Source organism: Paenirhodobacter huangdaonensis (assembly GCF_004022465.1).
GTDB classification, from domain to species: domain Bacteria; phylum Pseudomonadota; class Alphaproteobacteria; order Rhodobacterales; family Rhodobacteraceae; genus Rhodobacter; species Rhodobacter huangdaonensis.
In genome coordinates this window covers 1-2,058 of record NZ_SAVA01000029.1, presented here as the reverse complement: position 1 = coordinate 2,058, position 2,058 = coordinate 1, and the positions used below count along the sequence as shown (strand labels likewise).

Here is a 2,058-nt window from a genome sequence, read left to right as displayed (position 1 = left end):
GGGCGAGATGGTCGAGCGCGGCGCGGCGCATCTGTGCGGCAAAGCTGTCCTCGTCGTCGAAACGGTGCAGCATCGTCGTCATCTGCCAGGAGAAGCGCATCGCCTGCCAGATCCGCGCGAGCGCACGCTGCGAATAGCCGTCGATCCCGGCCTCCTTGCCATGCTTAAGCGCGTCGATCAGCGCCTGATGCAGGTAGAAGACGTCGGACACGGCGAGGTTGAGCCCCTTCGCCCCGGTCGGCGGCACGATATGGGCGGCATCGCCCACGAGGAACAGCCGGCCCCAGCGCAGCGGCTCGGAGACGAAGCTGCGCAGCGGCGCGATCGATTTCTCGATCGCCGGCCCGGTGACGAGCCTTGCTGCGGCCTCGGCGGGGAGGCGGCGGCGGAACTCGGCCCAGAAGCGCTCGTCCGGCCAGTCCTCGACCCGGTCGGTGAGCGGCACCTGCACGTAACAGCGCACGAGATTGGCATTGCGCATCGAGGCGAGCGCGAAACCGTGCGGCGAGCTTGCGTAGATCAGCTCGTCCTGCACCGGCGGGGTCTTCGACAGGATGCCGAGCCAGCCAAAGGGATAGACCCGCTCGAACTCGCGCCGTTTCCCGGCCGGGATGGTGCGGCGCGACACACCGTGGAAGCCGTCGCAGCCCGCGACATAGGCGCAGCGCAGCCGGTGGCGGGTGCCGTTCAGCGTGTAGTCGACAGCGGCCTGCGCGCCGTCGAGATCGTGAATTGTCACCTCCCCGACGCCGTGGATGATCCGGGTGCCGAGTGCGTCCTGCGCCTCGTAAAGGTCATGCGTGACCTCGGTCTGGCCATAGATCATCACCCGCTTGCCGGTGAGCGCGTGGAAGTCGATATGCACCAGGCGGTCGGCATCGCTGAGCCAGGTGCCATCATGCACGAAGCCCTCGGCCTCCATCCGCGCTCCCACTCCCGCCTCGCGCAGCACCTCGACCGTGCCCCATTCGAGCACCCCCGCCCGGATCCGCGAGAGCACGTGCTCGCGGCTCGAGCGCTCAAGGATGATCGTCTCGATCCCCGAGCGGTTCAGAAGCTGCGACAGCAGCAGCCCCGAAGGCCCCCCGCCAATGATGACGACCTGCGTATCCATCTGCATTTCGATGTCCTCCCTGCCTGCAGGCTAGGCGGCGCGGGGGCTTCCCGGAATAGACAGGCCGGGCATTCGCTGGCACTATTCATGCATGGAACACCGCAGGATCATTCCCGACTTCAACCTTTTCGGCGAGACCTCCGCCTTTCCGGACGTGGTGCATTGCGAGCGCATCGTCGACCGTGCGCGGCTGCATGACTGGACGATCGCGCCGCATCGCCACCGCGAGATGGTGCAGGTCTTCCTGATGCGGCGCGGCGCGGCACTGGCCCGGGTCGATGGCCGGGAGCACGCGCTGAAAGACGGCGATTTCCTGTATATTCCGCGGCTTGCCGTGCATGGTTTCGCGTTCCGGCGCGGCGCCGAGGGGCTGGTGCTTTCGGTGCCCTCGCCGATCGTGCAGCTGATCGGCACCGGCTCGGCCGAGATCGCCGCAAGCCTTGGCCGGCCGATCGTCGGGCAAAGCGGAGAGGCGCTCGGGAGGCTGAGCCTCCAGCTTGCCGAGGCCTTCGCCTCGCATGGCACATATCGTGCACAATTGCTTGCCGCGCTCGCTCAGGCCCTGCTCGCCAGCGTTGCCGAGATCGGCGCGCAGGCCGTGGCGCAGGAGCCCTCGGCCGCGCATCGCCGGATGCTCGCGTTCGACGCCCTGCTCGCGCGCCATCTTGCCGCCGGCTGGCGCGCGGCGGATTTCGCCCGCGCCCTCGCGATCACGCCGGGCCACCTCAACCGTCTGTGCCGGGCCGCGACCGGCCAGAGCGCCTCGCGCTATATCGAGGGCGCGGTGATGACCGAGGCCAGCCGGCTTCTGGCCTTCACGCAGTTGCCGGTGGCCGAGATCGGCTATCGGCTGGCCTTCGACGACCCGGCCTATTTCTCGCGCCGCTTCCGCGCGGTGCGGGGGCTGACGCCCTCGGACTATCGCGCGCAATTCTCGGGCTAGG

2 protein-coding genes are annotated in these 2,058 nt (G+C 68.5%); one reads left to right on the top strand and one right to left on the bottom strand.

Going from position 1 to position 2,058, the window contains the following annotated elements; all coding sequences use genetic code 11:
- Window positions 1–1,114: 4-hydroxybenzoate 3-monooxygenase (pobA, locus tag EOW66_RS20230; protein WP_128158084.1), on the bottom strand; the 1,114-nt coding region annotated here is incomplete at its 3' end.
- A 91-nt stretch (window positions 1,115–1,205) separates the two neighbouring features.
- On the opposite strand from pobA, the gene EOW66_RS20225 reads away from it, so the two are divergent.
- Window positions 1,206–2,057, top strand: coding sequence for a helix-turn-helix domain-containing protein (locus EOW66_RS20225; RefSeq protein WP_128158083.1), 852 nt, complete (start codon window positions 1,206–1,208; stop codon window positions 2,055–2,057).
- Window position 2,058: the final 1 nt, after the last annotated feature.

Excerpts from the sequence above, each read along its gene's own strand:
- EOW66_RS20225 (WP_128158083.1), top strand. The coding sequence starts at position 1,206 with ATGGAACACCGCAGGATCATTCCCGACTTCAACCTTTTCGGCGAGACC.